General features: G+C 53.8%; 21 protein-coding genes. 6 read left to right on the forward strand and 15 right to left on the reverse strand.

Going from position 1 to position 25,994, the window contains the following annotated elements:
- Positions 1 to 41: 41 nt before the first annotated feature.
- The 5 genes from A1332_RS12315 to A1332_RS12340 all read right to left on the reverse strand — a co-directional run bounded on the left by A1332_RS12315 (position 42) and on the right by A1332_RS12340 (position 3,029).
- Entirely contained in the window at positions 42 to 335 is a 294-nt protein-coding gene (locus tag A1332_RS12315) for a type II toxin-antitoxin system RelE/ParE family toxin (protein ID WP_064008790.1), read from the reverse strand.
- The gene (locus tag A1332_RS12320; RefSeq protein ID WP_064008791.1) at positions 332 to 556 is read right to left on the reverse strand and encodes an addiction module protein; all 225 of its coding nucleotides are present in this window, start codon (positions 554 to 556) and stop codon (positions 332 to 334) included. Before A1332_RS12320 ends, A1332_RS12315 begins: the two co-directional genes overlap by 4 nt.
- 603 nt (positions 557 to 1,159) lie before the next feature.
- Positions 1,160 to 1,663 (reverse strand): hypothetical protein, encoded by a 504-nt coding sequence (locus A1332_RS25320; RefSeq protein WP_064008793.1) that lies wholly within the window; start codon positions 1,661 to 1,663, stop codon positions 1,160 to 1,162.
- The gene (locus A1332_RS12335; protein ID WP_064008794.1) at positions 1,660 to 2,106 is read right to left on the reverse strand and encodes an NfeD family protein; all 447 of its coding nucleotides are present in this window, start codon (positions 2,104 to 2,106) and stop codon (positions 1,660 to 1,662) included. The genes A1332_RS25320 and A1332_RS12335 overlap by 4 nt, the downstream gene beginning before the upstream one ends.
- 2 nt (positions 2,107 to 2,108) lie before the next feature.
- Complete coding sequence (locus A1332_RS12340; protein WP_020483887.1) at positions 2,109 to 3,029, reverse strand: SPFH domain-containing protein; 921 nt, start codon at positions 3,027 to 3,029, stop codon at positions 2,109 to 2,111.
- A gap of 101 nt (positions 3,030 to 3,130) precedes the next feature.
- Here A1332_RS12340 and A1332_RS12345 point away from each other — a divergent pair, with 101 nt between their 5' ends.
- Positions 3,131 to 3,394, forward strand: coding sequence for a hypothetical protein (locus A1332_RS12345; protein WP_064008795.1), 264 nt, complete (start codon positions 3,131 to 3,133; stop codon positions 3,392 to 3,394).
- 112 nt (positions 3,395 to 3,506) lie between these two features.
- Here the strand turns inward: A1332_RS12345 and A1332_RS12350 are convergent, their stop codons facing one another.
- From A1332_RS12350 to A1332_RS12360, 3 genes are read right to left on the reverse strand one after another with little or no spacing between them, the layout of a single operon-like run.
- Entirely contained in the window at positions 3,507 to 5,489 is a 1,983-nt protein-coding gene (locus A1332_RS12350) for a DUF3488 and DUF4129 domain-containing transglutaminase family protein (protein WP_331709875.1), read from the reverse strand.
- Complete coding sequence (locus A1332_RS12355; RefSeq protein ID WP_064008797.1) at positions 5,462 to 6,412, reverse strand: DUF58 domain-containing protein; 951 nt, start codon at positions 6,410 to 6,412, stop codon at positions 5,462 to 5,464. The genes A1332_RS12350 and A1332_RS12355 overlap by 28 nt, the downstream gene beginning before the upstream one ends.
- The gene (locus A1332_RS12360; protein WP_064008798.1) at positions 6,409 to 7,314 is read right to left on the reverse strand and encodes an AAA family ATPase; all 906 of its coding nucleotides are present in this window, start codon (positions 7,312 to 7,314) and stop codon (positions 6,409 to 6,411) included. The genes A1332_RS12355 and A1332_RS12360 overlap by 4 nt, the downstream gene beginning before the upstream one ends.
- 146 nt (positions 7,315 to 7,460) lie before the next feature.
- Here A1332_RS12360 and A1332_RS12365 point away from each other — a divergent pair, with 146 nt between their 5' ends.
- The 4 genes from A1332_RS12365 (at position 7,461) to mltB (ending at position 11,418) form a co-directional block, all read left to right on the forward strand.
- Complete coding sequence (locus tag A1332_RS12365) at positions 7,461 to 7,802, forward strand: TraR/DksA family transcriptional regulator (RefSeq protein ID WP_020483882.1); 342 nt, start codon at positions 7,461 to 7,463, stop codon at positions 7,800 to 7,802.
- Positions 7,803 to 7,918: 116 nt separating this feature from the next.
- A complete protein-coding gene (locus A1332_RS12370; protein ID WP_020483881.1) occupies positions 7,919 to 8,956 on the forward strand; it encodes a type IV pilus twitching motility protein PilT in 1,038 nt (345 codons plus the stop codon).
- Positions 8,957 to 8,971: 15 nt separating this feature from the next.
- Positions 8,972 to 10,105 (forward strand): PilT/PilU family type 4a pilus ATPase, encoded by a 1,134-nt coding sequence (locus tag A1332_RS12375; RefSeq protein ID WP_064008799.1) that lies wholly within the window; start codon positions 8,972 to 8,974, stop codon positions 10,103 to 10,105.
- Positions 10,106 to 10,122: 17 nt separating this feature from the next.
- Positions 10,123 to 11,418, forward strand: a complete 1,296-nt coding sequence (gene mltB / locus A1332_RS12380) for a lytic murein transglycosylase B (RefSeq protein ID WP_231890283.1) — start codon at positions 10,123 to 10,125, stop codon at positions 11,416 to 11,418.
- Positions 11,419 to 11,526: 108 nt separating this feature from the next.
- On the opposite strand, the gene A1332_RS12385 is transcribed toward mltB, so the two are convergent.
- On the reverse strand, positions 11,527 to 12,426 hold the full coding sequence (locus tag A1332_RS12385; protein ID WP_064008800.1) for an MBL fold metallo-hydrolase: 900 nt from the start codon (positions 12,424 to 12,426) through the stop codon (positions 11,527 to 11,529).
- A 22-nt stretch (positions 12,427 to 12,448) separates the two neighbouring features.
- Positions 12,449 to 15,283: a DNA polymerase I gene (polA, locus tag A1332_RS12390; RefSeq protein ID WP_064008801.1), complete on the reverse strand. Its 2,835-nt coding sequence runs from the start codon at positions 15,281 to 15,283 to the stop codon at positions 12,449 to 12,451.
- Positions 15,284 to 15,446: 163 nt separating this feature from the next.
- Here polA and A1332_RS12395 point away from each other — a divergent pair, with 163 nt between their 5' ends.
- Positions 15,447 to 16,046: a Uma2 family endonuclease gene (locus tag A1332_RS12395; protein ID WP_064008853.1), complete on the forward strand. Its 600-nt coding sequence runs from the start codon at positions 15,447 to 15,449 to the stop codon at positions 16,044 to 16,046.
- On the opposite strand, the gene A1332_RS12400 is transcribed toward A1332_RS12395, so the two are convergent.
- The 5 genes from A1332_RS12400 to A1332_RS12420 all read right to left on the reverse strand — a co-directional run bounded on the left by A1332_RS12400 (position 16,043) and on the right by A1332_RS12420 (position 25,730).
- The gene (locus A1332_RS12400; protein ID WP_064008802.1) at positions 16,043 to 17,275 is read right to left on the reverse strand and encodes a PepSY-associated TM helix domain-containing protein; all 1,233 of its coding nucleotides are present in this window, start codon (positions 17,273 to 17,275) and stop codon (positions 16,043 to 16,045) included. The two genes, A1332_RS12395 and A1332_RS12400, sit on opposite strands and share 4 nt — an antisense overlap.
- A 252-nt stretch (positions 17,276 to 17,527) precedes the next feature.
- The gene (locus A1332_RS12405; protein WP_064008803.1) at positions 17,528 to 18,778 is read right to left on the reverse strand and encodes a dicarboxylate/amino acid:cation symporter; all 1,251 of its coding nucleotides are present in this window, start codon (positions 18,776 to 18,778) and stop codon (positions 17,528 to 17,530) included.
- 197 nt (positions 18,779 to 18,975) lie between these two features.
- On the reverse strand, positions 18,976 to 19,512 hold the full coding sequence (locus tag A1332_RS12410; RefSeq protein ID WP_064008804.1) for an REP-associated tyrosine transposase: 537 nt from the start codon (positions 19,510 to 19,512) through the stop codon (positions 18,976 to 18,978).
- A 187-nt stretch (positions 19,513 to 19,699) separates the two neighbouring features.
- Positions 19,700 to 20,779 carry a YjgN family protein gene (locus A1332_RS12415; RefSeq protein WP_064008805.1) on the reverse strand — a complete coding sequence of 360 codons (1,080 nt, stop codon included), beginning with the start codon at positions 20,777 to 20,779 and terminating at the stop codon, positions 19,700 to 19,702.
- 70 nt (positions 20,780 to 20,849) lie between these two features.
- Entirely contained in the window at positions 20,850 to 25,730 is a 4,881-nt protein-coding gene (locus tag A1332_RS12420) for an alpha-2-macroglobulin family protein (RefSeq protein ID WP_064008806.1), read from the reverse strand.
- Between the last annotated feature and the right edge of the window lie 264 nt (positions 25,731 to 25,994).

A 25,994-nucleotide genomic window follows, 5' to 3' on the forward strand; every position in this document is an offset into this window, starting at 1 on the left:
CGGTAGCCTACATCGACAACGCTTGATTGCCAAGTGATGAACTACTTCCGCTGCGCCCAGTAGCCTGGTCGCCGCCTGTGATGTGCGACGGCAAGAATTCGCAACTCCTCAGCAGTGCACTGATAGATGATGCTGTATGGGAAGCGACGGAGGTTATAGCGTCGACGCGTGCCGCGAAACAGAGTGCCGAGCAGCGGATTGGTCAAAACGAAGTTGGCAGCTCGTTCAAACTCGGCCACAAATGCCAAACCAAGTTCGATATTCGCTTTCAACGTATAGAATGCGGCTGCATCGTGAAGCTCCGTGAGCGCCGGCGGCGCAACGACCAGCTTCATTTCAGGGCTGCACGTACCTGGGCAAGTGCTTCAGCAATGGGAATGACTTGCACAGTTCCATTCTCAATATCGGATATTCTGCGCTCGGTTTCGGCGACCCAAGCTTCCTCAATCTCGGCGTCCTCGTCGAGACTGGCAAGCAGCAGCTGGGCAAAAGCCGCGCGTTCACCGACTGTTAGTTGCAGGGCTTGGGCTTCGAGCAATTCGAGTTGAGTTCCCATGGCTAAGGTCTCCGTAAAGATGGTAGCTGTATTATACCGATGCTCTGGTTAGACGCCATGTTAAGCAGGGTATGTTGCTGCAAGACCGAGTTCCGTTTTTCTGTGCTGCGGCTATAGCTGATGTTGAAACGGGAAACATTATAGACATCCGCTTCGAACCATCCCTGGAGTCTGGATTCGCTAAGCGGTCTAACGGCTCCGGCAATCCATTCCAGAATGACGCCGTCAACACAGTCCCCGAAGCCCTGCTGGGTATACAGTATTTATAACAATGCTAAGTGTTTTCTTGTGGGACGGCTGTTCTCCCGTTTGCCGCGCCGAGTACCGGAGCTTTCGGCGGGATCAGCCCGCAGGGGCGACGCATGGATGCGGCGCGTTGACGAAGGGGCAGGAAGCTCCTTTCGTCAACCCCCGGCGAAAGCGAGGAACGCAGGGAAAAAGCGGCATCCGGGCCGCCTTTTCTTTGGATACTTTCTTTTGGCGGAGCAAAAGAAAGTATCTCGGCCGTCGGCCCGAGAACCGACATTAAATCCAGCGGTCGCGCCAGCGACACATTATTTCGAAATACTTCAAATCCGCGTGGGCACAAAAACCGTGCCCACCCTACGAAACGTCAAAAAACAAATCTCGTATGCGGTTTTCAAGTTTGAAGCCATCAAAGCCTTGCATTAATGCTGGCTTGGTCTTTTGGCGTTGCATAACATTCGAATCAACATACATGTAAAGATGGTACTTGCCAGTGGAGGGTGTTTGTTGAGCGCGATCTTTTAACTCATCATGATGGAAAATCCATGCGCGGCTTTCCGATATGTCAACGAAGGCAAAATATTCGGCAGGTGAATTGACTGGAACCCACCAATCGAGAGTAAGCTTTCCTTTGCCTCCTGCAGGTTTTGGCGCGAGATTTGTTTTTATTTGAACTGTGAACGCCTTTTTTCCCTGGCTAGAGTAAGCAACAAGATCAATTCCTGCATCAGTAGTGAGATGTGCTGACTCAATGCCATACTGTAAAAGGCGATATTGAATAAATAGTTCGCCAAGTTTACCAATCTGTTGTGTTGATAACGTTTGATCAAAGGAACATTTAACTTTGTGTTTTTCAATCACCTACAAACCTCCACCTCAAACACCGTCCCCTTAACCGCCACCACTTTCACCTTAGCCCCCATCGGACTATCCTCCCCATGCACCTTCCAAAACGTATCATCAACCTTAATCTTGCCCTGACCATTCTCGATAGGCGCGATCAGAAAAAAAGTCCGCCCGATGTACTGCGCCCCGCGCTGATTCAATAAAGGATGATCGGTAACAGTCACCGCCCGATTCCGGGCGTATTTACGCCAGGCCAGCACCGACAACACCGCCAGCAAGGAAAACAGCAGTAACTGCACGTTGAACGGCGTGGCCCGCACTAACAACACCACAGCGCCGACAATAAACGCCGACACCGCCAACCACAGGAAAAAGAAACCGGTGACGACGATTTCCAAGGCTAAAAAGCCCACCGCCAGCACCCACCAATACCAAAACACAATATCTTGCTCCAACATAATTAAGCCTTTTTATTCAGCGCTTCTTTAGCCAATTCGCCGATGCCGCCCAGCGCGCCGATCACGCTGGAGGCTTCCAGCGGCATGAAGATCAGTTTGCTGTTGTTGGCCGAAGCGACTTCTTTCAAGGATTCAATGTATTTTTGCGCAACGAAGTAATTGATGGCCTGTACGTCGCCTTTGGAGATGGCTTCGGACACCATCATCGTGGCGCGGGCTTCCGCTTCTGCGAGTCGCTCACGAGCTTCGGCGTCGCGGAACGCGGCTTCTTTACGGCCTTCGGCATCCAGAATCGCGCCTTGTTTCAAACCTTCGGCTTTCAAAATTTCCGCTTGCCGCAAGCCTTCCGCTTCCAAGATCTGCGCGCGTTTTTCCCGCTCGGCTTTCATTTGTCTGGCCATGGAATCGACCAAGTCCTTGGGTGGGGCAATATCTTTGATTTCGATACGAGTGACTTTAAGCCCCCACGGTGAGGTGGCTTCATCGACTACCGTCAACAGGCGGGCGTTGATTTCGTCGCGGCGCGATAGCAGTTCGTCCAGGTCCATGGAGCCCATTACGGTACGGATATTGGTCATCACCAGATTGATAATGGCCATGTCCAGATAAGTAATCTCGTAAGCGGCCTTGGCGGCATCCATAATCTGATAAAACACCACACCATCGACCCGCACCATCGCGTTGTCCTTGGTAATGACTTCCTGCGACGGTACGTCCAGCACTTGTTCCATCATGTTAAGCTTGCGACCGATGCGGTCAATGATCGGCATGATGATATTCAAGCCGGGCGTCAAAGTCGCGGTATATTTACCGAAGCGTTCGACGGTGTACTCCATGCCCTGCGGCACGGACTTGACGCTCATGAACACCATCAAAACTGCAAACACCAACAACATTATTGCGAATAAACCAAAGCCGCCCATAGCGCCTCCTAAGTTGTGAAAATGAATTGTGTATTGCCAACGGTCACGCGGCTAATAATAATGTATGTCTCTTTAACTTGCTGGAAACAGGGTTCCGATTCATGAATACTTTGATCTACTACAGTTTTAACGTAATGATTTTGGCGGTGATTATCTTGATCGTCGGCCTGATCAAACCCAAGTGGATACTGCTGTGGATGGATAAACCCGGTCGCCTGCCCATCATGGCCATTGCCGGTGCGATATTTATGGCCGGTGCGGTGATGTTCGGCGAAGGCAATAAGCAAAAACAACAGGAACAAGCCGCCGCCGCAGCCAAACAACCCGCGCAAAAGGCGGGTGAAGAAGTGCCGGATTTACATTAATCCGTAGGGTCAAATGAATTCGCACTTCTAATTTCGCTTTTTTATTTCCCTCACCCCTCTCCCGGAGGGCGAGAGAGAACATCTGCCGAAATTTGAAGCGGGAAAATTATAGTTAAACTCGAAAGCTCGCGACCAACTTTTTTAGAACCTGCAAATCGCTGGCTTCGGTATCTGATTGGTAGCGTAAGCGAATATAAATCGCGGTAATCCGCTCAATTGCTTCGGCCAAATCCGGGCGCAGCCCTTTGGCGCGCTCGGCGACGGTTTTGGGGCCATCGCCGACATCAACTTTAATACCGGCTTTGCTCAGCTTGGCACAAAACTGCCGATACAACATCAGAGCCGGGTCTTGGCGGCGCAGGTTGGGCCGCAACAAGCGCCAAGCCAACACGCCGCCGACACCGGCAACGCTAATCAACAGCCAATAACCGAGCTTGACGAAATTATCTATCCCCAGGCTTTGTAAAAACGCTCTCTGATTAACCGTGTCGTAATTGATGATCCAGCGTTGCCAGTTGTAATCGACGCTTTGCCAGAGTTGCCGGCCGCGTTGCAGCCAGGATAAGGTTTTTGCGTCGAGTTGGATCGGGCTGAAATTAACCGCGCCGCTGGCAATTTGTAAATCCACGTTCACGCCGCGCTCGATGCGCTCAGGGGCGATGGCGGCGGTCGGATCGAATCTAACCCAGCCGCGCCCTTCCAGCCAAGCTTCCGCCCAAGCATGTGCGTCAGCCTGCCTGATCTCCAAAAAGCCGCCGACGTCGTTAATCTGTCCGCCTTGATAACCGCCCACCACCCGTGCCGGAATCTCCGCAACGCGCAACAAATACACAAAGGCCGTGGCGTAATGGCTGCAAAACCCGGCGCGGCGCTCGAATAAAAAGGTCTCTATCGGTTTATCCGGCATCGCCTCTGGACTAAGGGTGTAATGAAAGTTTTCCTGGCGAAAATGTTGCAACAAATTGCCGATAAACAACTCGGGGCCGGCTTGCCTGCCTTGTAACTGCTTAACCAACTCCACGATTTTTTCCGACGGTTTGCCGGGTAGTTGCAGATTTTCCCTGCGCTCGGTTTTGCTGATGCCTCCGGTGTTATAGACAGGCGAGGAGCTAAGCTGATACTCGGCGCGGTCACCGGGATTTTTATTGGTGATTAGCTGATATACACCGTTGCGCCGTAAGCCCGCGCCAAACTGCGTGGGCATCTCCAGCGCAAACACCCAATTCTGTTTTTGCGGCTCCATCATCAGCGTGTAATCGTAAGTTACGCCAGTAAAAGCAGGTTGATCCGGATTATTCTCCCGGCCCAATACCGGCGGCGCTCGCCAACTTACTCCATCGGTAGTGGCATAAACCGGCCCGCGCCAATAGCGCTGGGCCGGCGGCGGCAGGTCGCCGGCGAATTTGACCCGAAACACCAGTTCCGGCGACAAACTTAATTCGGCAATCGAACCGGGTTCCAAGGTATTGCTCAGGCCACTCTTGGCGTGAGTATCATTGTCCAGCCAACTCCAGTGCGGCGCCTCCAGGCGCGGAAACAATACAAACAACACCAAGGCCAACGGCAGGCTTTGCAGAATAATCGCCGCCGACGTTTTTAAGGCTGCCAGGGTTTGCGGCGCCTGGCTGTTTTGCGTAATCAAGGTAGCCAGCAGCACCCCGCACACCAGCAGGATATACAGAGCCATCAAGATGCTTTCTTCGTACAAAAACTGCGTGACCGCCACGATGAAAGCCAGATACACGATCACATACACGTCGCGCCTGCCGTGAATTTCCAGCAACTTCAAGCCCAACGCCACGACGAACAGACTGGTGCCGGCATCGCGGCCGAATACGGAGTGCTGCTGACTGTATAACAAACCTATTCCCAGCAGCATCAATAAAAATACGCCAAACCGGTTTGGTAAATAGCGGGGCTGCCAAACGCTCAGCAAGCGCCAGAGCAGCAGCAGCGTAAAAAATCCGAACAATAACGGCGGAATATGCCAGGCATGCGGCAGCGTGATCAGCCCTATCGAACCCAGCATAAACAGCATCAGTCGCGTGGACGGCAGAAACGGCATGCTCAAAACAGCGCCAGGGCTTGCAGACAATTACGGTAATGCGCGGCACCGTTGTCCGGCGGCAGACGCAAGCCTGGCAGCACCAAGCCGTAACGCAAACCGGCCTGCTCGGCATCCACCAACCAGCGGCACAACTGGCTAAGGCGCTCTTCCAAGTGATGGCCGGGCGCTTGTTGATAATCCAGCCACAATTCGCTGGAACTGGCGCCGCTGTAGTATTTACTGTGCACACCCTGGCCTTTGGCGAAGGCTTTCCAATGGATTTGCCGAATCGCGTCGCCGCGCTGATAGACTCTTACCCCGTCAAACTCGTCGCCGCTACGGCGGTTTTGGCCGGGCTTATCCTGACCGCCGCCGCTTTCCGGAAACGGCAGTTGCTGGTTGGCAGGCTTGGGATAAACCAGCAAAGGACTATCGAAACGTAAGGGCGCCCAGGCCCGAAATAAACCCAAGGGGTAGGTGCTGGAAACGGTCAGCGTGCCCGGCAACTGCCAACCGCGCTGGTGGGTGGGTTGATACAGTGTGACGATTTGGGTTTGCTCGGCGGCTAAGCTGATAGACAACTCGGACTGCAAAGTCAGATCGACAGCAAAACGCGGCTGCGAACCCGGATTGCTGATCTGGAAACTATACGGGCCTGCTTGGCCGGCAAACACCGCTTGTGGGCGGGCGGGTTGAATGGTTAATCCGGCCAAGGCTTTGAAGCTGTGCAGGATGGTCACAAAAAAAATGCTGGCCAGTAAAAATCCCAGCAAATAAGCCAGATTGTTGTTGTAGACAAAGCCGATCAGCACCAGCAACAAAATCAACAACACAAAAGCCAGCCCGCGTTGCGTCGGCAAAATAAACACCCGCCGCTGCGTCAACACAATCGGCCCGGCGGTCGGCGCCTCACCGCTAAAAAAACGCGACAGTTTAAGGCGCTGTTTTAAGGGTAAGGCCGCTTCGCTCAAAGTACCGGCACATGCTTGAGAATGGGTGCGACGATGGCCGCTGAATCGTTGGCGCCCACGTTTAAACGATGCCCGGCCACCGCCGGCAATACTGCTTGCATGTCTTCCGGCAGAACGGCCTGGCGCTTATCGATTAGTGCCCAAGCCTTGGCTGCGGCCAGCAAGCCCAGGCCCGCGCGCGGCGACAGGCCGCTGGCAAAATCGGTGGATTGGCGGCTAAAAGCCAGAATGGCTTGCAGATAATCCAGCAAGGCCGACGACACATACACCTGATCCGCGGCCTGTTGCAAGTCCGCCAATTGCGCGGGCAGTAACGCCACCGGCAACTCGTCGATCAATACATGCCGTGGTTGACCGCTCAGCAACTCCCGTTCGGCCTGGCGGCTGGGGTAACCTAACTCGATACGCATCAAAAACCGGTCTACTTGCGATTCCGGCAACGGGAAAGTGCCGATTTGATGCGCCGGATTTTGCGTAGCGATGACAAAAAACGGCTGCGGCAAGGGATAAGTGCGGCCTTCGACGGTCACCTGCCGTTCTTCCATCGCTTCCAATAAGGCACTTTGCGCCTTGGGTGTGGCCCGGTTGATTTCGTCGGCCAGGATCATTTGTTTGAAAATCGGCCCGGGATGGAAGCTAAATAACTGCTGATGCGCGTCGAATACCGAGGAGCCGACGATATCGGCCGGTAAAATATCGCTAGTGAATTGAATCCGCTGATATTCCAGGCCAAACAAGCGCGCCAGAGTGTGAGAGAGAGTGGTTTTGCCAACACCAGGAATGTCCTCGATCAGCAAATGTCCCCTGGCCAACAGACAGCAAACCGCCAGGCGAATTTGTGGTTGTTTACCGAGAATGACTTGATTGGCAGCGGCGAGTAAACGATCAAGAGCAAGGTCCATTGTGCAAAAGGCAAGAAATGTTGATGACTCGAGTATAGATCAGCTTGGTTGCACCTGCTATCGGCTTCATTGTATAAACCAGGGATTGACTATCCGGCCGGCAGAAGCCGGTTATTAAACCATGCAGCCCTGCTGCGGAGAGTGCCATGAAAGACTATGCAGATGTACGCGACCAATTGTTGAATATGTTGGAAGACCTGGACGACAGACTGGGGAAAATCACCGAAGACGTCAGACACACCGATAAACCGCTGGCCCAGGATTTTTCCGAACAGGCCGTCGAAACCGAAAACGACGAGGTATTGGACGCACTGGGCAACGCCACGCGCGACGAAGTCGAAAAAATTAAACAAGCCATTTCCCGTATCGATGCCGGTACCTACGGCATTTGCCTAAGCTGCGGCGAACCCATTAAAAAGGAACGCTTGGCTGCGGTACCCTACGCCAATCAATGCATTCGCTGCGCCGAAAAAAGCCAGCACCGCTAGGCCGATATACCTCTCGCCAGCATAAGGGGTGCTGCCATGGACGAATAAGCCGGCCGGTTTTGAATTGTGTACTATCCTTGCCGACGATCATTCCTTTTATTGCTGGGACATAAATCATGGATATCGCCGAACTATTGACCTTTTCCGTCAAAAACAAAGCCTCCGACTTGCATCTTTCCGCCGGCTTACCGCCGATGATCCGGGTGGACGGCGACATCCGCCGCATCAATATCCCCTCCTTAAACCACAAGGAAGTTCATGCACTGATTTACGACATCATGAACGACAAGCAGCGCCGCGATTACGAAGAATTTCTGGAAACCGACTTTTCTTTCGCGCTGCCCGGCGTGGCTCGCTTCCGGGTGAATGCTTTCAATCAGGATAGGGGCGCCGGCGCGGTATTCCGGACCATTCCCTCTAAGGTGTTAACCCTGGAAGACCTGGACGCGCCAAAGTTTTTTGCGGAACTGTGTACCAAACCGCGCGGCCTGATTCTGGTCACCGGGCCGACCGGTTCCGGTAAATCCACGACGCTGGCCGCGATGGTGAATCATATTAACTCCAACGACTACGCGCATATCCTGACGGTCGAAGATCCTATCGAGTTCGTGCACGAAAGCCAAAAATGCTTGATCAACCAACGCGAAGTACACCGCGACACGCTGGGTTTTAACGAAGCCTTGCGCTCGGCCTTGCGGGAAGACCCGGACATTATTCTGGTGGGCGAGATGCGGGACTTGGAAACCATTCGTCTGGCCTTGACCGCCGCGGAAACCGGCCACTTGGTATTCGGCACCTTACACACCACTTCGGCCGCAAAAACCATAGACCGGATTATCGACGTGTTCCCCGCTGCGGAAAAAGACATGATACGGGCCATGCTCTCCGAATCCTTGCAGGCGGTTATTTCGCAAACCCTATTAAAAAAAGTCGGCGGCGGCCGGATTGCTGCGCACGAAATCATGGTCGGCACCCCGGCCATCCGCAACCTGATCCGCGAAGCCAAGGTGGCGCAGATGTATTCGGCCATTCAAACCGGCCGCAAAGACGGTATGCAAACCCTGGATCAGAATCTGAAGGAATTGGTCGATAAAGGCCTGATCACCGCAAAAGGCGCAATGGTCAAGGCCGTCAACAAAGACATGTTCCGTTAATTTTTAGGAGGCGTCATGGACTTTAAAGCCCTATTGGCCCTGATGGTTGAAAAGAAAGCGTCCGACTTGTTTATCACCGCCGGCCGGCCACCGTCGATGAAAGTCAACGGCAAAGTCGTCGAAGTGTCCAAAACCATTTTAAATAGCGAACAGACCATGATGCTGGTCCTTAGCATCATGTCGCAACGCCAACGCGACGAATTTGAAAACACTCGCGAATGCCAGTTTGCCTTGAGCGTCCACGATTTGGGCCGGTTCCGGGTCAGCGCCTTTACCCAGCGCGACTCGGCCGGCATGGTGTTGCGCCGCATCGAAACCACCATCCCCAGCGCCGAAGACTTACATCTGCCGCCGGTGTTGAAAGAACTGATCATGTACAAACGCGGTCTGGTAATGTTCGTTGGCGCCACCGGTACCGGTAAATCCACCTCATTGGCAGCGCTGATTCGGCACCGCAACGAAAACAGCAGCGGCCATATCATTTCCATAGAAGACCCTATCGAGTTTATCCATCCGCACAAAGGCTGCATCATCACCCAGCGCGAAGTGGGCCTGGATACCGAGTCGTTTGAAGTGGCGTTAAAAAACACGCTGCGGCAAGCGCCGGATGTGATTCTGATTGGCGAGGTGAGAAGCCGGGACACCATGCAGCACGCCATCACCTTCGCCGAAACCGGCCATTTGTGCGTCTGCACCCTGCACGCCAATAACGCCAACCAGGCCATCGACCGCATTCTGCATTTTTTCCCGGAAGAAATGCATGGGCAATTATTCATGGACTTGTCGCTTAACCTGCGCGGCATTGTCGCTCAGCAATTGATTCAACGCGCCGACGGCAAAGGTCGCTACCCGGCTATCGAGATTCTGCTGAATACGCCTTTGGTATCGGACATGGTCCGTAAGGGTGAAGTGCATAAATTAAAAGAACTAATGAAAAGCTCGCGCGAGCATGGCATGCAGACTTTCGATCAAGCGCTTTACGATCTGTATACAGCCGGTAAAATTGGTTACGATGACGCGCTGCACGCTGCCGACTCCCGCAATGAGGTACGCCTGATGATTAAACTGGGCGCCGAGAACGTCAATTTCGAAACCGCAGGCATGACCCTGGCCGAAAACGACGACGAGGGGGGCAGTCTTTTTAAATAACCCTGGATATAGCTCGCTTGTATACATTTAGTACTAGTAAAGTCGCTCTACAAAACGCCGGATCGGCACTGTTATTAACCCGGCCCTTAAATACCGTTCGCCCTGAGCCTGTCGAAGGGCCCGCCCGGCCAGGCTTCGACAGGCTCAGCCCGAACGGAATACCAGAGATAATTAGGGCCGGGTTCATAATCGCATTGCTGGCGGGCTGCGCCTCGCAGCCGCCGGTCGGCGATAAATCAAATAATCGCGTTCGCACACCCACCCAACAAACCGCGCCCAACCAGTCGCGCCAAGCGACACCAGACTTGCGGCCATTCGCCAGCGTCGGCGGCTATCATGCCACGGCAGTCAGCGGCGATTACGCCAGGTATCCGGCCCTGAACCAGTTCATCGAACAGATGGTGCAGAAACATGGTTTTAACCGCGAGTATCTGCAAGGCCTATTCTCGCAAGCCAAACGCAAGCAGTGGACGCTGGACTACCTGGCCAAATCGGATCAGGGCATGAAAGGCAAACCCAGCAAAGGCGGCTGGACCCGCTATCGCGCACAATTTCTGGACGACCGACATATCAACGCCGGTATCAGTTTCTGGCAACAGCATCATGCAACGCTGCAACGCGCCAGCCAGCAATACGGCGTGCCGGCCGAATACATCCTGGGCATCATGGCGGTGGAAACCACCTTTGGTAGTTTCGTCGGCAATCATAGAATCATCGATGCGTTAACTACCTTAGGTTTTGACTATCAGCGGCGCGGCGAATATTTCCGCAGCGAGCTGGAAAACTTTCTGGTGATGAGCAGGACTGAAAGCCTGGACCCCGGCAAGCCGGTCGGCTCCTTCGCCGGGGCGATGGGTCTTGGCCAATTTATGCCCAGCAGCTTTTTGCAATGGGCAGTGGACTTTAACGGCGACGGCCGCCGTGACCTGTGGAACCCCGAAGACGTCATCGGCAGTGTCGCTAACTATTTTGCGCAACACGGTTGGCAAACTGGCCAACCCATTGTCTCGCGGACGCGCGGCAGTTTTAGCGGCATCGACAGTTTGGAGCCGGGCGCCGACCATGCTTATCCTTTGGATACCTTGGTTAAAGCGGGTGTAGAACCGGCTGATTCATGTGCTTGCGATTATCCGTTACGGCTGTTGTTGCTCAGGCATCAAAGTAAGGACGAGTACTTACTGGGACACCCTAACTTTTACGCGATTACCCGGTACAACCAGAGTACGCATTATGCGATGGCGGTGCATGAGTTGGCGTTGGCGATTAAGAGGGGGTATCAGAGGGTGGCGGGGGGACGTGATATTGCCGGATAGGTTTTGTGTCGCTGTCGCGACGGTTTTTTAAATGTCGGGTCTCGGCCCGACATCAAACCCAGCCGTCGCGCCAGCGACACAAAACACTACCGCAAAGTCAGAACTAACTTATTCAGAAGCCCCAGAGTTCAACAACTCAAACCCCTCCCCCTCCCGAGCCAAACAAACCAAAACCTCACTCGCGTCTGCCGGCAAAAGCGATTCAAAAACCGCCTCCAAATCAGTATCACTCCGCGTCGGCTCATGATGCGTCAAAAACAGCCGCTTTGCGCCCGCCTGTGCCGCGAAATTCATCGCCGAACGATACGTACCGTGACCCCAACCATGCCTGTTGGCATATTCGGCGTCGGTGTAGGAGCTGTCCATAATCAACGCATCGACGCCAGCCATCGCCGCAATCACTTCCTCGTGTTTTTGCTCGATCAGTTCCTGCATGGCCGGGTAGCCCGGATGGTCCGGCTGATAAGGATTGAGTTGCGGTTCGTAATCGCCGGTAAAAAACAGGGAACTGCCGTCGACGTCCTCGAGGCGATAGCCAAAGTTATATACCGGATGATTCAATACCGTCGGTGTCACCCGCACGTTGCCCACCGTAATAGGCGCATTGGCTTTCAATGTGAAATAGCGCACCTCGGCTTTTAACTGCGCTTCGCTGATCGGAAAATAGCTGTGCTGCAATTGCACATGCATCGCCCGTTCGATACCTTGATGAGTCAAAGGCTCCAGGCCGCCGTAGATGTTGATGATATTGCCGGCCTTGAACATCGGCAAGAAAAACGGCAAGCCTTGTATATGGTCCCAATGGGTATGGGTAATCAGGATGTGCGCGGTCAGCGGGTGTTTTTGCAAGCTCTGAGCCAGCGCGTGGATACCGGTGCCGGCATCCAGGATGATTAAATCGCCGGCACTGCTGGTGACTTCGATACAAGTGGTGTTGCCGCCATATTTGACCGTGCTGGGCCCCGGCGTGGCGATTGAGCCGCGCACGCCCCAGAATTTGAATTTCATGTTTTATCGGCCCCTGTAACACTCAATGGGCTTCGTCCCAGTTTTCGCCGCTGCCGACTTCCACCAGCAAAGGCACATGCAGCTCGGCGGCGCCGGACATAATGCCGCGAATGGTTTCCATATGTTCCGCCAAGCGCGATTCGGCGACTTCGAATACCAATTCGTCGTGCACTTGCATGATCATTTTCACATCCGGGTTATCCGCGCCTATCCAGGCGTCGCAAGCCAGCATGGCCCGCTTGATGATGTCGGCGGCGGTACCTTGCATCGGCGCGTTGATAGCGGTGCGCTCGGCGTACTGGCGCATCGCGGCGTTGCGGGAGTTGATTTCCGGCAAATATAAGCGGCGGCCGAAGATGGTTTCGACGTAGCCTTGCTGCTTAGCCAGTTCGCGGGTGTTGTCCATATACTGTTTCACGCCGGGGTAACGACTGAAGTATAAATCTATGTACGCCTGGGCCTGATTGCGCGGCAAACCTAATTGCTGCGCCAAACCAAACGCGGACATGCCGTAGATCAAGCCAAAATTGATGGCCTTGGCCGAGCGACGCAGATCATGAGTGACTTGCTCCAGCTCTACTTCAAACACTTCTGCGGCCGTGGCGCTGTGCACGTCCACGCCTTGCGAAAACGCCGCCAGCAGGCCGGCATCGCCGGACAGGTGAGCCATAATGCGTAGTTCGATCTGCGAATAATCGGCGGCGACAATTTTATAGCCGGGCGGGGCGATGAAGGCCTGGCGGATTTTGCGGCCTTCTTCACTACGAATCGGGATATTTTGCAGATTGGGATCGGACGAAGACAAACGCCCGGTCGCGGCCACGGCCTGATGATAAGACGTGTGCACTCGGCCTGTGCGGTCGTTAACCTGTTGCGGCAGTTTGTCGGTGTAGGTGGATTTGAGTTTGCTCATGCCGCGAAAATCCAGAATCAACTTCGGCAAGGCATAATCCACGGCCAGTTCCTGCAAGACCGATTCGTCGGTAGAGGGCTGGCCTTTTGGGGTTTTCTTCAACACCGGCAAGCTCAAGCGGTCGTACAAGATTTCCTGAATCTGCTTGGGTGAACCGAGATTGAACGCCGATCCGGCCAGATCGTGCGCTTGCTGCTCAATACCTATCATCCGGTTCGCCAGTTCCAGACTTTGCTGGGCCAGCATCGCGCTGTCTATCAGTACGCCGTTTTCCTCGATCCGCGCCAGCACGCTGATCAGCGGCACTTCAATTTCGTTATACAAAGCCCACAAACTGGGCTGCTGCTGCAATTGCGCGGACAAGGTTTGATGCAGGCGCAAGGTGATGTCGGCATCCTCGGCGGCGTATTCGCTAGCTTGTTCGATAGCCACCTCGGCAAAGCCGATCTGCTTGGTGCCCTTACCGGCCACGTCTTCAAAATGAATAGTGTCCACGCCCAGGTAATGCTTGGCCAGATCGTCCATATTGTGCTTGGTCGCGGTGCTGTTCAACACGTAAGATTCCAGCATGGTATCGTGTTGGATGCCGCGCAGCGCGATGCCGTGATTGACCAGAACATGGCTATCGTATTTCAGGTTTTGGCCCAGCTTGGGCTTATTCGGGTCTTCCAATAGGGGTTTCAAAGCATCCAAAACAGTTTGCCGATCCAACTGAGCTGGCGCATCGGGATAGTCGTGGGCTACTGGCAAATAAGCGGCCTGGCCGGCATCGACTGCAAACGACACCCCGACGATGTGCGCATCGCTGTAATTTAGGCTGGTGGTTTCGGTGTCGAAGGCAAACAGCTCGGCTTGCTGGAGTTTTTCCAGCCAGGCATCGAAATCGGTTTGAGTGAGGATGGTTTGGTAATCCCGAGCTAGCGCAGCCTTCGGCTCCGCCTCTCCAGCGGGAGAAGGCTGGATTGAGGATGCCGAAGAATCGTTGTTTGCATTTCCCCTCGGCAACTGCTCCCTGCGTTGCCCTACCTCCTGCATCCGTGCAGTCGTCACCACTCCCTCTCCCGCTGGAGAGGGAGTTGAACTGTCGCCATTCAAGGTTTTCAACCAACTGCTAAAACCCAAATGGCCCAACTGATTTTTAAGGGCCGCCATGTCCGGCTCCTTGCGTTTCAAATCCTCCAGGCTGTAATGCAAGGCCACGTCGCATTTGATGCTAGTCAGTTCACGGGATAAGGGTAACTGCCCCAAGGCCTCGCGCAAGTTATCTCCGATCTTGCCCTTGATCTCGTCGGCGCGGGCCATCAGATTGTCCAGCGTGCCGTATTCCTGCAACCACTTGGCGGCGGTCTTAGGACCCACTTTCGGCACGCCGGGGATGTTATCCACCGCATCGCCCATCAGCGCCAGATAATCGATGATTTGCTCCGGTTTGACGCCGAATTTGTCCAGCACGCCCTGAATATCCATGCGGGTGTTGGTCATGGTGTTTTCCAGGGTGATTTGCTCGTTCACCAGCTGCGCCATGTCCTTATCGCCGGTGGAAATAATCACCTCAAAACCTTGCCGCGCGGCGTTCTGCGCGAGGCTACCCAGCACGTCGTCGGCTTCTACGCCGTGTTCGATAATCAGCGGCAAACCCAGCGAGCGGATCAAGTCGTGCAAGGGGGCAATTTGTACCCGCAGATCGTCCGGCATCGGCGGCCGATGCGCTTTGTATTGATCGTATAAATCATGCCTGAAGGTCTTGCCCGGCGCATCGAACACCACGGTGATATAGGGGGTGTTGTAATCGTTGATCAGCTTGCGCAGCATGTTGGACACACCGTAAACGGCGTTAGTCGGCTCGCCCTGGGCATTGGTCAACGGTGGTACCGCGTGGAAGGCGCGAAACAGAAACGACGAGCCGTCGACCAGGATCAATTTATTAGCAGCGGATTCGGACATGTAGAGTCAACAAACAACAAGTAGGGTTCTCGCAAAGATACAGGGCCAAGCTAATGGCTGCAAGTGCGTTATTACCAGTCGGCGGCGCGGATGCTTGACTGGAATGCTGGCAATCGACTATTTTGCTCAAGGCTTTCAATCAGCTTTCCACGTGAGTTCAGTTATGGTATTTCAGCAGCATTGCCTTAGCCCGGAAGAATATCTTCGGGGCGAATTAATAGCCGACACTAAGCACCAATTATTGGACGGAATACCCCATCGAATGCCGTATGTCAGTTCGGATCATAATTTGATAACTGGGAATATTGCCTGCGAACTAAAACAACGGCTAAAAGACACGCCATGTAAAACGCTAATAGCTGACATGAAACTGCGCGTGGCCGACGATTTTTTCTATCCCGATGTGATGGTGGTTTGCAACGAGGATAGCGTGGACCCTTACTATAAAACCGCGCCGACTATCATCATCGAGGTGCTGTCAAAAACCACCCGCAAATTTGATCAAACTCTAAAGCGCCTGCGCTGCCAGAACATCCCAAGCCTGGAAGAATATGTATTGATAGAACAGGATAAAGGTGAAATTCAACTGTTTAGCCGAGCGCACAACTGGCAGTCGTTTTATTTTTACCTGGGTGACCGGATTAGTTTTGCATCCTTAGACATCAGCATCGCTGTCGAAGACATTTACGAGCGCGTCGACAACGAAGACGTCCTGAGTTTCTTACAGCAAAAACAGCAAGAAGCCTTGCAATCTGCGTCTTAAATCCCTGCCCGCAAAACCGCGTTGTGCAGTCTGGCCCGACGTTTTTTCAGCCAGATCACGACACCGGTCACCGATAGCATCACTATCGCCAAACCCAGTACGCAGACGAAAATTCGATACGGCATGCCGAACACATCGGCCATGTGCAAGGCTGCCAGCCAACTGGTAACGGTGTTGCCGGCATACTGACCGGTAGGCAATAGCAGCAATTTTTGCGCGCCGGTAGCGGCATCGATTACCAAGCGGGTACTGCCGTGCTTGTCCTCGACATCCAAGCTACTGCGAACGGTATACACATAAAAACCCTTGGCCGGATTGTAACGAAAACCCTGCTGGGCTTCGATCACAAAGCCTTGTTGACCGGACGCCTGTTCCATCATGTTTGCAGCAATGCGGTAAGCATCTGCCCAAGCGATGGGCGGATGTTTCAAGGGATTATCCAGATCGGGAAAATCGACCCAGGGTTCGTGATAATCGGTGAATACGGCACGAGTTACCGGCGCGTAAACGGTATCGGACAGATTCATAAACACACTGGACCAGGCAAACACCAACAACATGGCCCACAGCCACAAGCCGCCGGCCCGATGCAGATCGAAATTCACCCGAAAAGTAGAGCCGCGCCATTTAATTTTCCAGGCCGGCAGCCAACGTTGCCAAAATGAACGAGATTCGCTGTCAACCGCGACAATTTTGGTTTTTTTCGCTACCGGCAGCGTCAGATAAAAACCCACAAAACAATCCAGCGTCCACACTAAGGCGGTAATGCCCAAAATCCAACCACCAATTTCATCCAGCGCCAGTGCATAGTGCAGTTTGTAGACAAACGGCATCAGGTTGATCCAGCCTTCGGAAATCGCCCCCCAGGTGCGCCGCCCCAGTTCTTCGCCGGTGTAAGGATTCAGAATCAGCTGGGTGAAGCCGAGTTCGTAAGGCTTACCGTTGGCCGCATTGGTAAGCGGCTCTAAATCGATGTGTGCGGCATCATGTTCCAGCCATATTGCCACGACATTACCCTGCGGCACCAACAGTTCTGCCCTGGCTTTCAGCGACGGCGGACTCAAGCGCGCCGAAGCGGATACAGGCGCGAATAACTGCGGGCTGACTAACTTTTCCAATTCGCTGTAAAACGCCAACAGGCTGCCGGTCAAACCGACGATGATCAAAAACACCGTCATCGCCAGCCCGGCGTAACGATGCACAACTACCCAAAAGGGTCGAATTTTCATAGCTGCTCCAGGATGTCCAATATCATGCGGCAATCGTTGCCGTCATGATGTAAGACGTATGAAGCAAGCAAAAACCCCACCGTAAATTGCAAAAGGAGCTTCTAAGATTACTTATTAACCCGGCTCTTAAATTTCCCGGTTCGTCATTCCCGCTAAGGAGGGAGCCGCTAGACCACGCCGCGAATCCAGTGCAGCCGCTGAGCCCAGCCTTAGCGGGAGCGACGATGTTTAAAGGCCGGGTAATAATCCTGTCTACGCGCTTTCCGGTTCCCGCTGATCGACCAAGGCCGCGATGACCAAATCGCCGCTAACATTTAAAGTGGTGCGGCACATATCCAGGAAGCGATCCACGCCCAAAATCAAGCCCATGCCTTCGGGCGGAATCCCGACCTGTTGGGTCAAAATCATGATCAACGGCAGCGAACCGCCCGGCACGCCGGCGGTGCCGATGCCGGCCAGGATAGACATCAAGACTACCTGCACCTGCTGCGCCAGCGACAAATCCACGCCATATACCTGGGCCAGGAACAACACGGTAATGCCTTCGAACAATGCGGTGCCGTTCTGGTTGGCGGTGGAGCCTATCGTCAACACGAAGCGCGCCACTTCCGGCCTCAGTTTTAAATCCTGTTCCGCCAGTTCCAGCGAGCGCGGCAAGGTGGCGTTGGAGGATGCTGTAGCAAAGGCGTAGAGGTAGACATCCCGGCACTGGCGAAAAAAACTCAGCGGCTTGATGCGGGTAAAAAACCGCAGCAGCATGCTGTAGACCACCACTTGCTGTAGCAGCAGACCGGTCACCACCACCAGCACGTAAAAACCCAAGGAAAACAAAATGTGATGCCCGAATTTGAACGTCGATTGAAACACCAACGCAAACACAGCAATCGGCGCCAGTTTCATCGCGGTATCCACCACCAGCAAGCAGGCAGCATAGGTTTCTTCCAACAACTCCACCCAACGCGACGGCTTATCGCCATTGGTCGCCGCCAGCGCCGCGCCGAAAGCCAACGAGAAAAACATCAAAGACAGCATCTCGCCTTCCAGGGCCTGGGTGGCGCTAGCAAAGGGATTTTTGGGAATGATCTCCAACAAGGATTGCACCACCGGCTTGGCTTGAGCGACATTTTGCTGAATTTTATTCACACCGCCGTTATCGCCCAACATCTGCGAAATATCCAGCCCTACTCCAGGCTGCGCCAGATTGACCAGCGAAATCCCCACCGCCACCGATGCCGAACTAGCCAGCACGGTAAAAAACAAGGTGCGCTGGGCCACTCGCGCCAAGCCGTGATGATTGCTGAGTTGATACACCCCCAGCATCAAACCACTCATCACCATCGGCACCACGATCATGAAAATCAGCCGCAAGAAGATTTGGCCGATGGGTTCCATCAAATAGCGGTTAAACATCTGCAATGCTTCGCTGTCGGCAAAGCCGTGGCATATCAACCCGGCACATGCGCCCAGCACTAAGCTCAGCAATAATCGGTGGTGGTTTTTCATGGGGGTTCGGAAGTCGTTAACCGGGATGGTTCGATCTTAGGGGTTTTACGGGGATTTTGCTTGATTTATCGCGGTCGGGCCTTATTCATCGTTTGATAATGCATAGGGTGCAATAGGCGATAGCCGTATTGCACCGAGCGTTAGCTTTCGAATCGGTGCAATACGCTATCGCTATTGCACCCTATTTAATTAAGGGCTTAATGCCATTCTTCATCGATATCCAGCAAAACCGGAGCACTCGACCAATCGGGTGGATATAGCCCAAGCGCCACGTAATGATGAAATGTCGAATACGGCCAATCGTTAACATGTTTAACCAAACCATGTTTTAGCGGATTAATGTGGCAATAATCGATATGGGCCGCATAATCGGCGTCATCGGTGATCATATGCTCCCAAAATCGACGTTGCCAAATGCCTCGTTCGCCTCGGGCAATTCTAGAGGCGGACCGCTTTTCCGTGGCTGGCAAAGCTTTGGAAAATGCTTGTTTGATGACTCGCCAACGGTTAGCGTTATCCTCGTCGCCTTGAGGTAACGTCCAAACGCAATGCAAATGATTCGGCAAAACCACCCAGGCATCGATGTGAAACGGCCAACGTTTACGGGTATGCTTAACAACCTCTCGAAGCGTATCGATATGCCGAACCAGCAGGACGTTGGAATGACGTTCCAGCAGATTGACAGTAAAAAAATAAGTTCCGCCAGGAACACGGTAACGGCGATAGTTGGACATAAGTGATCCATATCCGACGCAAGATGTAAAAGGTAGAGAGTTACAGAATATTACGCTTTTATATTACCCGGTCGGATAGTATAGGATGCAATAGCGCCAGCGTATTGCACCAATTCGAAGGCCAACACTCGGTGCAATACGGCTAGCGCCTATTGCACCCTATGAGTGCGGCTTATCGCGTTGCGTTTTACAAGGCAATATCGACATCGAACATGTCTGCTACCTCTTCGCCAATGGCGGCGACTTCGCCTTGTAACCCGGAGGTAAACTGATCAATATCACCGTCCAGTAGTATGCCGATGCGCTCCAATCGATAACGCGCCAAACGTATATCAGCAAACGGTTTGAACAGGCCAAGCGTCAGCGTAATTAGGACCACGTTACCCAACATAATGACGAACAACTCCCTCGCACGAGCTTCGGACGTAAAAATATGGGAGCCTAACTTGGTTTGATTCCAGAGTAGATTTTGCATTCGAGAGATGAAGTAGGGAGCCACGACCAACAGTAGGCCAATGTAAGCCCATAACGCAGAGATACCGACGGCAACATTCACCATATATACTTTTTCGCCAGCGATATGTAATGCACCGCTACGGATCATTACTCGGGTAATGGTCATCGCTATAAACACATTGACGATGGTGATTAGCAAAACCACGCCATATAACTTGTAGAATCTGCGGACACCAGCGGCGAATTTGAAAAACACGTTTCCGTAAACACTGTTTTCACGCATATAACTAGCTATGCGTTGATGAGCAAAAGGCCACAACATACCCAATGTAAAAAACGAAAACAGTGGCCACAGCAGCATAGATATATAAGCCTCACCGGTTTCGCCGTGAAACGAAAAACGCAGACCGCGATAACTGGTGTTATGCAATCTGAAGCGTAGTGAACTTACCAGCAGCCAGGGCATTATCAACATAATCACCACCAAAACGATCAATCCTTCGATTAAATCAGACCTAATGGTAATTGAATAAGCAGCGAACAGCACAAACGCAAAGATTCGACCTTTTAGTATTGCTATAGGATTTCCGTGGTAATCAAAATTAGCGTTGGCTAAATACGTGTGACGGTAAAAATACTGGTTACGCCTCACCTTGGCCCATCCGGAATAGATGCCAAAAGTCACGATGCTGAGACACAGATTTACGATCCAAATCCGGAAATACTCTCCGCCATTGCCGGTGAAGCGGAGTGGTTGATATTGATGTGACTGCATATTTCCTGTCCTGTCGTTAAGTTTCCCGGAAAGCATAGAACATCACCATCACTATGGAAGATGAGTTTACTCAATTCGGAAGGCAGATCGCCCAGCGGCATCCTCCCTACTTAACACTCACCCTCCCCGCCAAACTATTCCCCTCCACCCCCTCGTTATACATGTCAAACCCACTAGCAGGGGGGATCGACGCACTACCTGCTCTAGCGACGCGCCAAACTTGATACAAGGTCAATTCGCCAGCAGATTGTAGTTTGGCGACGCGGACGATGCGGTCAGGGTAGCGCTGGGTTTCCTTGATATTGGCCCAGTAGCTGTCGTCTTTGGGCTGGATTTTGGCGTCGGCCAAGTAGGTTTCATCGTTTTCCTGGCCTTCCGCTAAGCTGGGGATACCGTCTTCGATTACCACAAATTCGCTGCCGGGTGCCGGCCGACCGGCGTCGGCGCTACGTTTGACGCGCACTTCGCTGACCACCACATCGCCGGGTTTCAAGGCTTGGCTCATGTCGATTAACTCGCTGCCTTTGGCGGTGATGCGGCGGAAGTTGCGTTGCACCTCCAGACCGGCGGCGCGGGCGGCGACGGCTGGATAGGGCACTTCGACACTGACGGTGGCGCTGGCAATTTCATCGGCATTCAACTCGGCGAGATGAATTTCGCTGAGGTCCGGGCTGTCGCCAAAGCGGTTGAAGTTGCCCAGATAGCCGCCGGGGATGCGTTGCAACGCACCCATCGCAAAGCCGTCTTTGCTGGTTACCGTAATGTTGCGGGCGTTCTGCTTGGCCGCTGCCGCCGCTTCCTTAGATAACAATTCGCGGCTGTTGAAAATCACCTGAGCGGTGTCGTAAGTCGATTGCCAGTAGCCGTTTTGCTGGGCTTGCAACAACCAGCGTTTCAGCTTGGCTTCCAGTGCCGGCGGCAAGGCCTGGGCATCGTTTAACGCACCCAGGCCAGCGGAGATCAAGCTGGGTACACCAAAGCCAAAGCCCAAGCTGTTATACAACTCGCCGCGCTGTTGCTGATAATTGGCTGGTTCAAAAACATCCAGCGCCAGTTGTAAGCGTTTGAGCAGATCGCTTTTCAGCTGCGGTCTATCCTTAAACTGCTGATTGAAGCTGTGCCAGTTTTGACTCTCGTAGGCTTTGACGATACGCAGCGCGGCTATCAAATCACCCGCGCCAGCTTTAGCGTCGGCAATGACTTTTTCGACAAAATCGGCTTGCTGTTGCCAGGGCGCGTTATAGGCATAACCGACTGTCGCGAAGCCGCTCAACACAAACCCGTCCGCCACCGGATTGCTTTCGGCGTGATTGTTCAGCCAATCCATGCCTTTGAAATAGGCGTTATTCACGCCTTCCACTTGCAAGTCGTTGGCGTATTTCAAGGCTTGCATTGCGATCAAGGTCACCGGTACAGTGGCCTCGCTGTCGCTGGGCCACAAGGCAAACCCGCCATCGGTTTTCTGGTTTTGAATCAGTTTACGGATGCCCAGCGCCGCGTTTTGCTTGGCGCGTTGCAGAGACTTTTCCAACGGACCCAGTTGCTCGGGTTTCAGGCCTGCACGCTCGATCAAATCCATTAATACCAGATTCGGCACGGTACTGTGCGCCAGCTGCTCGGTGCAACCGTAAGGGTATTGCACCAGCATAGACGCGGCCTGCAGCGCAGCGCCCAGCAGGCCGGAATTGACCCGTACCGTTACTTGCCGAGGCTGAGATTGCGCAGGCAAATCGATACGTAGCAGATTGTCCTGCTGACTACTGCTGTAAACCTGCGGCAGCGCGGCGGCTTTTAACGGAATCTCAAATTCCTCGGCACCACCGACTCGCACACCAGCCGGCGCTGTTAAAGCCACCTTAAGCGCCGGTGCACCTTGCCGATCGTTGGCAGTTAAGCGTAAGGGCCACAATTGCTCGGCTTTGGCGGCTAGTTCGGCTTGGGGTGCCGTTTCGCCGCTTTGCAAAGGCAATGTGTCGGGCAAGCTGATGCTACCGGTCAGTTTTACCGGCTGGGCCAAGTGATTGGTCAGTTTCACCGCCACGTCCACTTCGTCGCCTTGTCGCAAGAATTGCGGGCCGACCATGTCTACCGCCACATCGGTGACACTGCGGAACTGGCCGGTGGTTTCGCCGATGCGGCCATCTTTGTCGCTGGCTACTGCAGTGACCAGCCATTCGGTGATATTAGCCGGCATGTCTACGTCGATAGTGGCGTTACCTTTGGCGTCGGTAACAACATGCGGAAACCAACCGGCGGTATCGCGCATGGCTTTTTTCGCCAACTTGCTTTGGCTCTTCAAGGCGCTGAGCGAGAAATTGGGTTTACGCAGCAAGTCGGCGTAGCCGTAGCCTTGCAGATCGTCGGAATAGAAGGTCGCTAAATTGCTGCGTTGCAGCGGATAGAAAAAGTCGAAGATGCCGGGACGGAATTCGGCCTGCACCGCATACACGGCCCGGTCGACGATGGACACTGCGATTTCGGTGTTCGCAGCCGGGCTGCCGTCCGCGCGTTTGACTTGCAGCTTGATTTGGGTCGGTTTCAGCGGCTCGGTTTCGGCTTTTTCCGGCTCGATGGCAATCTGCAAACGCTTCTCCCAAGGCACGATTCTAAAGCCCAGCGTTTGTTCCTTATACTTGCCGCCGGCCACCGGCACCGTCACGGTGTGGTAAAAGCCAGTGCCGTATTCGGGCTTGGCGGTCACGTCAAACCAGCGGCTGCGGCCCTGGGCTTGTGCGCTGCGGCTGTCGAACAAACGCGCGCCGGCCACGGTTTCCCAAATTGCGCCGCTCTCGTTATTGCCCCAAGCCTTGGGCAACAAGGCAAACACCTTGGCTTGTTCGCCGGGGCTGAGGATAGTGGTGGGCGTGTACAGCTCCAGTTCCGGATTGTCGGCCACCGCTTCGCCGCCGCTGCCGGCGACGATTAAGGTGCTGGGTTGGGAGTTGGCCGGATGGTTTAACTTGCGCCCATCCAGGCTTTCCAAACGCGCAACGGCAGTCAGCCGGCCAAATTCTTTTAAAGCCGGAATGGTCAATTTTTGCTGACCACGCTCGTCGGTCGCAAAATCCAGTTTCACCAAGCTGCGCTTATCGCTGCCGGGTTGCTCCAGCATCACATCGACCACGCCGCCGGCTTTGGCGGCTGGTTTGCCGTCGGCATAGCTGGATTGCAACAGCAATTGCAAATCCTGATCGCCAACAGCCGCGACGGTTTTATTAAAACGCACGGCCGGTTGCGCTTCGGACAAGGTGGCGTAGATGCTGTCAGTTAAAATCGCATTGCCGCCCGCCGCATCCTGAGCGCGCACCATTAAGGAATAAATCCATTCCTGATCAGGCTTTTCCTGGTCGGCTGCCGGCACGGTAAACTCAAAACTGCCGTCGCCGCTTTCATCCAGTTTGGCGGCGGTTTCCCAAGGATTGCTGGCATCGACGGCTTGGCGCTCTTCGATTGAGCTGTACAGCCGTTGCGGTTGCGTCAGTGGCGCGGCGGATTTAACCTGGCCGAAATAGTCGTTGCCGGCGGCTAAACCGGCTCCGGCTTCCGTGACAAATTGCGGCGCTTCGAACTTTTTCCGGTACAGAAATACTTCAAATTTGACGTTCTGCGGTACGCCGCCGCTGTAGCGTTTGGCACGGAATTTTAGTTTAAACGGTTGACCGGCTTGCACCACCGGGCTGCGATCCAGCCATTCCAGGTAAAACGTGGGTTTGATGTAATCGCGCACCCGAAACTCGCCGCCGTAGGCTTTGTGATCAATCTCGGCCAACAAGCGATACAAGCCCGGCGTCTGACCGGGATCGAGATCGAAGCTGCCGGAAAACGAGCCGAAATCGCTTAGCTGGGTTTGGCCTTGCAAGCCAGTGGCGTTGCCGTCGGCGCGGATCAGCGACACATCGGTTTGTTTGGATTGAAAAGCCGGAATCCGCAACTGGCCGTCCTGCAAATTGCGGACGATGCCTTTGTAGAAAAAAGTTTCGCCCGGCTTGAAGATTGGCCGGTCTGTCATCACGAATACCGCGTCGTCCTTGGTTTGCGTCGGCAGAAAATCGGTAGCAGTCAATGCGGTACGCGCCGCTTCGCCGGGTTTAGCTGCCGGCGCGTCCACGCGCACCAGTAACTTACCGTCCAACACGCCATCTGGATTGTTAAAGCTCAATTCGCCAGCGGAGTTGGTGCTGGTCGACAAGGTTTGCCAGCGACCACGACCATCGCGGTAACTGACTTTGGCGCCAGCCAGGGGCTGTAAATCGCGGTTCATCGCACGCACCAGCAATTGTTCACTGGATTGCTTAACCTGCACCGCCAGACTGCTGACCTGAACCAGGCATTGCGCCTCGTTCTTGCCTTGCACCGCTTGCAGTAAATAAATGCCATCCGGCAATGGGTCGAGCGCGACCTGGCGGACCTTGTAGCGATGCTCGCTCCAGGTGTCTTCGTTAAACCACCAGCCCAAGTCGTGGGTTTGCTGGCCGTTGCGCAGCAAATCGATATAGCTCTCTTTAACCACCGTAAAACCTTTCGGCGGCGCGACTAAAACCTGCTGCGGCACCGACACCAGCGGCTTTTCGGTGACGGTCAGTACCGAGCCGCTAAAATTGGTTTCTTTCAAGGATTTACGAAACTCGACATCCAGCATGCCGCGCAACAGCTTTAATGGCGATTGGGCGTTGTTGAGACCTTTGGCGAAATAATGGCCGGGATTGAGCTCGCTGACTGGCTGCTCGTAACTGCGGCTGACGTTGAATTGGCCGTCCAGGAAGGTTTCCAGGTTATTGGCTTTCAGCACTCGGAGCAACATGGGCTGGTCGGTGAGGGTGTAATCCAGGCGGATGTTGGGGGCTTCGGTGTTGGTGAAGCTGCGTTCGGCGGTTAAATAGAATGGGCTGCCGGCGAAAACACAAAATGGCGTGATTAACAACAGCAACAACCAGCCAGCGTGTATCGACAAAGATTTGCGCGTGAGTGCGTTCATAAACTTGTACATGTGACCGTCTCCCGGCTAATGATTTTTAATTGACTGGATTCCTTTGCTTAACCCAAGACGCTCATGGTGCAGGTTGCTCGCTGTAGAATAGCTTTTTATTGGCGAAAATAAACACCCATCACCAATTCTGACCAGATGAATACCCTGGATTCGCCAGTCCACAGCGATACAAATTGCAGAAGGGTTTGCGCTGGTTTTTATTGCAATAAACCGCCCAACTCCTGCTCTATCTGTTCTATGCTAGGCAAGTTGGATTACAGTTCA

Source organism: Methylomonas methanica, from assembly GCF_001644035.1.
Classification (GTDB): Bacteria; Pseudomonadota; Gammaproteobacteria; order Methylococcales; family Methylomonadaceae; genus Methylomonas; species Methylomonas methanica_A.